The organism is Streptomyces sp. NPDC057474 (genome assembly GCF_042802555.1).
Lineage (GTDB): Bacteria > Actinomycetota > Actinomycetes > Streptomycetales > Streptomycetaceae > Streptomyces.
Window position 1 is genome coordinate 1 of the sequence record NZ_JBHVDX010000321.1, and the last position, 8,324, is coordinate 8,324.

Consider the following 8,324-nt stretch of genomic DNA (forward strand, 5'->3'; position numbering starts at 1 on the left):
GGGGCCGGGTGGCCCGTCCGTACGAAAGGAATCAGGGCGCGTGTCCGCTCCGTTCGAGCCCCGGCTGTGGGGCAAGGAACGCGGTCTTACCCACCCGTATCCGCTGGGCTGCCACGCCATCGACGCCGCCGTGATGGCGGCAGCCCTGTGGGACCGCTACCTCACCCCCCGCCAGCGCACGGTCATCGCCGACGGCTGGGGACTGACCGAGCCCGAGGCCCGCACCTTCGTCATCTGCCTCGCCGGCCTCCACGACCTCGGCAAGATCACTCCCGGCTTCCAGGGCTGCGCGCCGGGCGCCGGTCCGCTCACCGGAGAACCCGGATACGAACCCGCACCCGCCAACGTCAGCAGTCCGAGCCACCAGCGGGCTACCCACCTTGTCCTGCCGGAACTCCTGCACCGCCTGCACCGTCTGCCGCTCACCGGCCGTCCCACCCGCGGTGCGGCCCACCAGATCGGCCAGCTCCTCGGCGGCCACCACGGCACCTACCCGATCGCCCTCTCCCATCAGGGAAACGAACTCACCTGCCCGCTCACCGCCGCACCCGGCCTGGGGGAGAAGGCGTGGGACGAGCAGCGCGAACACCTCATGCACCTCATCCACGACCTCTTCGGCACCCCCACCTGGCCCACCCGCCCGGCCACCGGCCCCGCCGCAGCGGTCACCACCGGCCTGGTGATCCTTGCCGACTGGCTCGTCTCCCAACTGCCCTGGATCCGCGCCCGCCAGCGCCGCTGGGACCGCGACCGCACCCACGACTGGCACGCCCACGCACGACGCGCCCGCCGCGCCGCTCCCAAGACACTGCGCGAAGCCCAACTCGTCCCACCCACCTGGCGACGCACCCGCAGCTTTCGCAACCTCTTCCCCCACCTGCGCGGCAAGACCCCGCACCCCCTTCAGACCAGCCTCGCCCAGTCCCTCCCAGCCCTGGCGAAGAACGGCCCCGGACTACTGCTGATCACCGCTCCGCCCGGCGAGGGCAAAACCGAATGTGCCCTGTTCGCCGAACGCGTCATGGGGCCGTCTGCCGGCACCAAGGGCCTGGCTTTCCTGCTGCCGACCATGGCCACCACCGACGCCATGTGGGCCCGCGTCCGCGCGTACGCCCGCGCCAACTGCCGTACTCCGCCTCCCATCACGCTGCTGCACGCGATGGCCTGGCTGGACGCCGACTACACCCCTGACCAGCTCGTCACCGCGACCAGCAGCCCGGACATCGTGGCCGAATGGCTGCGCGGCCGCCACCGCGGCTTCCTCGCCGGCATCGCCGTCGGCACCTGGGACCAGGCCGCCCTCGCCGTCCTCCCGCACCGGTTCATGGCCCTGCGCTGGCTCGGCCTGTCCGGAAAGACCGTCATCATCGACGAGGTCCACGCCTACGACGCCCACGGCCACGCGCTGACCCTGCGCCTGCTCGAATGGCTCGGCGCACTCGGCGTCCCCGTCGTCCTGCTGTCCGCCACCGTCACCGGCGACACCGCCGCAGCCCTCATCCACGCCTACCGCCGCGGCGCCGGACACCACGACACCCCACCGATCAACCCCAGCTACCCCGGCTGGACCCACACCGACCACACCACCGGAACCATCACCACCTCACCCACCCTCGGCTCCAACCGAGCCCACCCGCTCACCATCGACACCATCACCTGCACCCACACCCACAACCCGGACCGCGCACGAGGCCGCGCCCGCGCCGTCCTCAACCTCCTCGCCCCCCTCGAACAGGCCCACAAGGGCTGCGCGTTGATCATCTGCAACACCGTCGCCGACGCCCAAGCCACCCGCGACCTCCTCGACACCACCTGGGCAACCAGCACCGACCGGCCCCTCGTACGGATCCTCCACGCCCGGATGCCCGCCCGGCAGCGCACCGCAATCACCCGCCGCCTCCAACGATGGACCGGCCCCAACGGCAAACGCCCCAACCGGCCATTCGTCGTGATCACCACGCAGGTCGCCGAACAGTCACTCGACGTCGACTTCGACCTCGTCATCAGCGACCTCGCCCCACTCGCCCTCCTCCTCCAGCGAGCCGGCCGCGGCCACCGCCACCCCCGCACCGACCGCCCCACCTGGGCGAACACACCCCGCCTGGCCGTCCTCATCCCCTCCGGCCAACTCCCCCCGCCTGCCTGGGGAGACGTCTACCCGGCCTCCCTCCTACGCCGCACCCGCGACCTCCTCACCACCCTCGACGGCGAACCGGTCAACGTCCCCCAAGACGTCCAACGCCTCGTCGACCAGGTCTACGGACCCGAGTTCGCGGGCGCCGACGACACCGCCCGCCTCGCCGACGACACCCAACGCGCCGCCACAGCCCACCTCACCGCCATCCCCGCCCCGGCAGCCGTCCGCGACCTGCACCCCCTCACCAACACCGACGAACACCCCGACCAGATCGCCACCCGACTCGGCGCCGACAGCGTCCGCATCCTGCCCACCTACCTCACCCCCGACGGCAACCACTGGCTCCACCCCACCCACTACGCCCCGCGAACCGCCCTGCCCCAGCACATCGACCCCAACGACCGCCACACCATCCGACAACTCATGCAGGCCACCATCCCCATCAACAGCCAATGGCTCACCAGCCGCGACCCCACCACCCACACCCCCGACAACTGGTCCCACATCCCCGGCCTACGCGACCTCATCCTGCTCCCCCACCCGGTCACACGCACCGCCATCAACCCCTACCGGGCAGCAGGAAGAGCCATCAGCCTCGACCCACAGAACGGCCTCGTACGCCAGTAACCAGGCCGGTCCGGCCCTGAGCCACGCACCTTGATAACAAAATGGCAAAGCCGACTTGCCTGGCCAGGTCAATATGGCCGCTCCGCGCCCGCGGAGGTCTCCCGCAGGAGTCCGGCGGCAACCCCCGCGCCATCAAGTCCGCTCCGCGCCCTCGGAGGTCACCCGGTGAGCCGGGTGTTGGTGTAGATCCGCAGGGTGTCTGCTCCGCACTCGCGGAGGTCACCCGTCCTTGCCTGTCTTGCGTTCCAACATTTCCCGGTCTGCTCCGCGCCCGCGGAGGTTACCCGTAGCAGGGGAACAGGCCGCCTGAGTTCGGGATGTCTGCTCCGCACCTGCGGACGCGGTCACCCGTCGGCGGCCATCGGGCGGGCGCGGCTAGCCCCGTCTGCTCTGCACCCGTGGAGGTCACTCGGCCCCGGAGTTTGTCGCTGTTGACTACTGCGGTGTCTGCTCCGTGCCAGCGGAGGCGGCCTGAAGACAGAACTCGGGGTTCAGGCCGGTCTCACGGATGCGCCGTCCACGCGGAGATAACCCGTCGGCCGTCTCCTCGCCGATGAATATCAGGAAGTCTGCTCCGTGCTTGCGGAGGTCACCCGCCGTAGATGACCTGATTGGAGTCGCCGACGGCGTCTGCTCCGCGCGAGCGGAGGTAGCCCGTTTGCAGTCGGCGTCTTGAACAGATTCTCTGCGTCAGTCCCGGAGACGTCGCAGGTAGACCGATGATGCAGCGCGCACATGCAGGTAGCTGTACGGCCGCTCCGCATACGCGGAGGTGCGCGCAGATCCTCGATCCCTAGAAAGCAGGTGGCTGTCTGCCCACCATGCGGAGGTCGCCCGATCAACTTCTCACTCACTCGGTGCCGGTATCTGCTCTACACCTGCGGATGGCCACGTGCCGAAGTGGGACTCACCTGGGGCGCTCCGTGGTCTGCCCCACGCTGTCTGGCGGTTGAGTGCGAGCACGCCAACTTGGCGAGTTGTCCGCTCTGAAGTAAGGCGAGGTCACCCGAACAGATCCCTGCCGGGCGTCTCTGCGTAAACGGCCGCTCCGCACTTGCGGAGGTCACCCTCCTCCGAACAGGCCAGACGACTTGGCGAGGTCGTCCGCTCCACACCCGAGGAGGTCACCCGTCCTGCTCGCTCACGACTTGGTTGTCCGGGAGTCTGCTCCGCGCCCGAGGAGGTCACCCGCTTCTGCCGCGGGGCCAGAAGTGCATCGTCGGGTCTGCTTCGCAATCGTCGAGATCACCCGTACTACGCCCAGGCTCAGGGATGCACGGCACTGGATGTTCCACACTCATGGAGGTCACCCGGCGGCGACCGACTACGTTGACGTCGCGCAGCGGTCTGCTCCGCACCCGCAGAGGTCCTCCGGCCCCGAGTACACGGTCGGTTCCTCGGCGTCGGTCGGCTCCGCACTCACGGAGGTCACCCGCCCCTCCTGCCATAGCGGCGGAAAGCTCCGAGGATGCTCCGCACACACGCAGAAGTCGCCCGTTCCGTACGGGGCCGGGCACGAAATACACGGCGTCTACTTCGCACACGCGGAGGTCGTCCGTACGGCGGCTATTGCTTCTGCGACGACGCCAAGTTCGCTCCGCCCTCGCGGAGGTCACCCGTGCAACAACGAGAAAGGCGACAGGCTGCCTACGCCCGCTCCGCACTCGCGGAGGTCACCCGGCGTACGAGCAGATACGCGAGCACATGATCGCGTCCGCTCCGCACGCGCAGAGGTCACCCCTGGACGATCGCTGGGCTGATCATTAAGCACTGGTCTGCTCCGAGCCCGCGGAGGTCAACCGAAGCTGACGGCCTACAGTGAGGTCCCCAACGATTCTGCTCCGCAACGGCGAGGTCACCCGCACGACTTCTGGAAGATGGGCGCCATGCGCCGATCTGCTCTGCCCCCGCAGAGGCCACTCGATCGCCGCGACGTAGAGGATGCCGATCATCCAGTCTGCTCCGCACCTGCAGAGGTCACTCGGCCGCCAACGGCCGAGTCTGTGGCTCCAAGTAGTCTGCTCTGCGCCCGCAGAGGTCACCCGGTCTCGCCCTAGATCATCTGGTTTGCTCTGCACTAGCGAAGATCACCTGGGGTCCGGCGTCTTCGCGAACGCCCCCCTTGCTGGCTCCACACTCGCAGAGGTCACCCGTCATCGAGCCAGTGGAGAACGTACATGTCGTCGCCTGCTCCGCTTTGCGGAGGTCACCCAACCCAGAGGGCCCCGCCGTACCAACCGGGCTGTTCGCTTCGCACTCGCAGAGGCCACTCGGAAGGCGAAGTCACGCTGCTGGGCTGGTCATCGTCCGCTCTGCACCTGCGGAGGTTACTCGCGGGCCGTCTCGAAGTGGACTCCGCTGTTCGTGTTCGCTCCGCACCTAATGAGGTGCCCACCATGCCGGTTTCCGCAAGTGGCTGCGTATGCTCCGAGCCGCGGAGGTAACTCGGGATCGGTGGGGTGAAGTTCTCGAATTCAGAGGTCAGCCCCGCGTCCGCGGCGGTCACCCGTCGACCCCGTACTCCAGCATCTCGCTGTCGGCGTCAGCTCCACACGCGCGGAGGCCACCCGATGTACGCCTGTTTCGCGAAGTACTTCATCAAGCCCGCTCTGTCTCTTGGCCGAAGGTTCTCTGCGGATGCTGATAGTTGAGGCGGTGTGGCACAGGTGGGCTCCGCTCCCGCAGGGGTCACCCGGCTTCCGCAACTATGTCGGTGTCGCGGGCGCTGTCTGCTCCGCACCCACGGAGGTGTCCCGGTGCTCATCGCTATCGGCGGCAACCTGATCGGGTCCGCGGAGGTGCCCCGAAGGCGGACGCAGAAGTAAAGCTGATGCTTGAGTCCGCTGCGCGCCCGCGGAGGTCCCCCGGCCCAGCCGGTCTGGTTGATGTCCGACCGGTAGTCCGCTCTGCGCCAGCGGAGGTCACCCGATGCCGGCTTCGAGACACACTCCGATCGCGTCCTCAGCTCCGTGCTCGCGGAGGTCAGCTGGCGATTTGACATCACGGGTGGAGGGGCCTCGTGTCTGCTCCGCATGCGGAGGTCACGCGCGATCCCGGACGCCTTCGGCGCTGTGCTTGATGAGTCTGCTCGGCAAGTACAGCCGCGCCAAATGGAGCAAATGCACTGGTCAGCGGCCTCTCATGCGTGAGCGATGCGTGAGCGGACGGTGCAGCACGAGCCGTCACGAGGCAGATCGCCCATCACCCTGAATGCGCTCTGACCTGGTGGTTCCGGATCTCGAAGTACCGTCCGGAACCACCCGTCACGCGATGGCCAGGACTTTTAATCCATTGGTTGTGGGTTCGAGTCCCACAGGGCCTACGGTTCGCAGGCGGGGGAGATCCTCTCTGACCTGCGGTGCGGCGCTCGGGTCGGCTTCGGTCGGCTCGGGCGCCGCTTCGTTTTCGGGCTGGGGCGTGAGTGATGCGGGGCGCTGCGTGAGCGGATGTGCCCGTGGCCCGCGGAGGCTGTCGCCGAGGATCACCCGTACCTGGCCGATCAGGTGTGACGGTTCGAATGTGCCGGGATCGGTGAGCGCGATGCGGCCGAAGTGTTCCGCGCAGGCGACGAGTGTGTGGGCGAGGACCCACGGGTCGAGTTCCGGGCCCCTCCGGTCGGCCAGAACGAGAGATCCATTCCTCGACCCGGAGCCGGAACGCGGGCGCGGTGATCGCGCCGATGAAGCTAGGACTTCCTCCCCGCGAGGAGCCAAGTCCTGACCTCTACGGAAGCCCGCGCCCGCGCCCGCGCCCGCGCGCCCGCCACGGCTACGCCAAGCCCGCCGAGGCCCATCTCGAATGCCGGGCCCCCGTAGGCCAGGACCGGTCTCGTAGGCCAGGACCGGTCTCGTAACCAGGACCGGCCTCGTAGGCCAGGACCGGCCGTCAGCCGCCGGCGTCTCCCGCGGCTCCCATCGAGCTCACGGTTGCTGTCGATCCGGCCTCGGCTGCTGTTGGCCCGGCCTCGGTTGCTGCCCCGGCTCCGGTGCGGGAGGAGGTGTGAGCTTCGCCGTCGAGACGTACGAGACCACGACCGCGACGATCACCAGCGGCATGACGGTGACCCCCTGCGCCCCGATCAGCAGTGTGGCCAGCAGGACGGAGACCAGCGGAAGTCCCAGCATCGCGGCGCTCATCGCTCCGATACCCATCGCGAACCCCGCGACCAGGGTCAGCCCCGGCAGATGGGAGAACAGGATGCCGCCCGCGGCTCCTACGAACATAGCGGGAAAGATCGGGCCTCCCCTGAAACCGCTGAGCGATGCGCAATAGGCGAGGCCCTTGCACAGCACCAGCAGCGACAACGCTCCCACCGAGTACGCGGCGCTGTGGGTGAGAAACGGATCCATCGCCGTCTGCCCCGAATACAACACGTCGGTCGCCGGTTTGCCGGTGCCCTCCGCGTAGCCGATCGCCAGCCCCGCCACGACCAGGCCCACGACCACCGTGGCCGGCACCCGTCGCCGCTCGACGTGTGTCCTGAGCCGGACGGCGAGCCAACGGATCCCGACACCCACGAGTGCGGCCGACAGTCCGATGACCAGGGCCCAGCCGAATTCCGCCGCTGTCGGGTGCGTGGCCTCGGGTACGTCGTGCAGTGCCAGTGAGTAGGTGCCCAGCCCGGTCCAGGATCCCAGCCCGACGAAGATGAGCGCGCCGATGCCCGCGGCCAGCAGGCCGGGCACCAGCACCAGCGCCATCATCGGCCCTCCCAACCCCGAGGCTTCCATCAGGAGGAACGCTCCCAGCAGGGGTGATCCCAACAGCGAGCTGACGGCCGCGAAACTGCCCGCCGCGCCCAACACCGCGGTCATCTGCTCCGGGGGGTCGCGTTTGACCATCCGCACGGCGCCGGCGGCGAGACCGCTCCCGAGCGCCAGGAGAGGTGCCTCGGGTCCGAGGACGGCGGCGAAGCAGAGCGTCGCCAGGGCGGCGAGGAAGATGCCGGGCAGCTCGATGGGTGTGGGCGCGCCGGTGGGCTTGAACCCGGCTGTCGGTTCATGGCCGCCGTGCCCCGGCAGGTACTGAATCGTCAGTCCCGCGAGCAGTCCCCCTACGGCGAGCAGCGGCAGCGGCCACCAGGGCGGCGTTCCATCGAATCCCAGCGACTTGGGCAGATCCGTGTAGATCAATGGCTGGACCTTCCCTACCAGCGCGAGGAAGCCGAACGCCGCTGCGGACACCGGCACGCCGATCAGTGCGGCCATCGAAAGAAGCACCAGGTACGCGCGGCTCCGAAGAAGCGTCATCGGGTCCGGGGGCGACGCGGCCTCGGACCCGGTCTTGGCGACCGGCATGCGCATTGCCTCCTCGCGATGCGGTCCTCGTTCCGGTCTCACCGGCGGCTTTCAGCGAACCCGGAACGCCTCGCCACCTGTTGGGAGCGGCGCGGTTCCGAGCGTGGCACGCCGTTCTCATGCAGGCATGTCAACGCCGCCCATGCGTGTCGCTCCGGGGCTGAGGGAATGAGAGGGTCGTCAGGCTACCTTGACGTCAAGTGAGACGGACCAGAAACACCGCGGAAGTGGACGACAACCGGTTAACACCACGGCCCGGTAAC

2 protein-coding genes are annotated in these 8,324 nt (G+C 68.7%); one reads left to right on the forward strand and one right to left on the reverse strand.

Annotation, left to right across the window (positions count from 1 at the left end):
- Positions 1–40: 40 nt before the first annotated feature.
- The gene (gene cas3 / locus ACFU53_RS44295; RefSeq protein WP_384005584.1) at positions 41–2,764 is read left to right on the forward strand and encodes a CRISPR-associated helicase Cas3'; all 2,724 of its coding nucleotides are present in this window, start codon (positions 41–43) and stop codon (positions 2,762–2,764) included.
- Positions 2,765–6,684: 3,920 nt separating this feature from the next.
- Here the strand turns inward: cas3 and ACFU53_RS44300 are convergent.
- Positions 6,685–8,061, reverse strand: coding sequence for a chloride channel protein (locus ACFU53_RS44300; protein ID WP_384005586.1), 1,377 nt, complete (start codon positions 8,059–8,061; stop codon positions 6,685–6,687).
- Positions 8,062–8,324 lie beyond the last annotated feature (263 nt).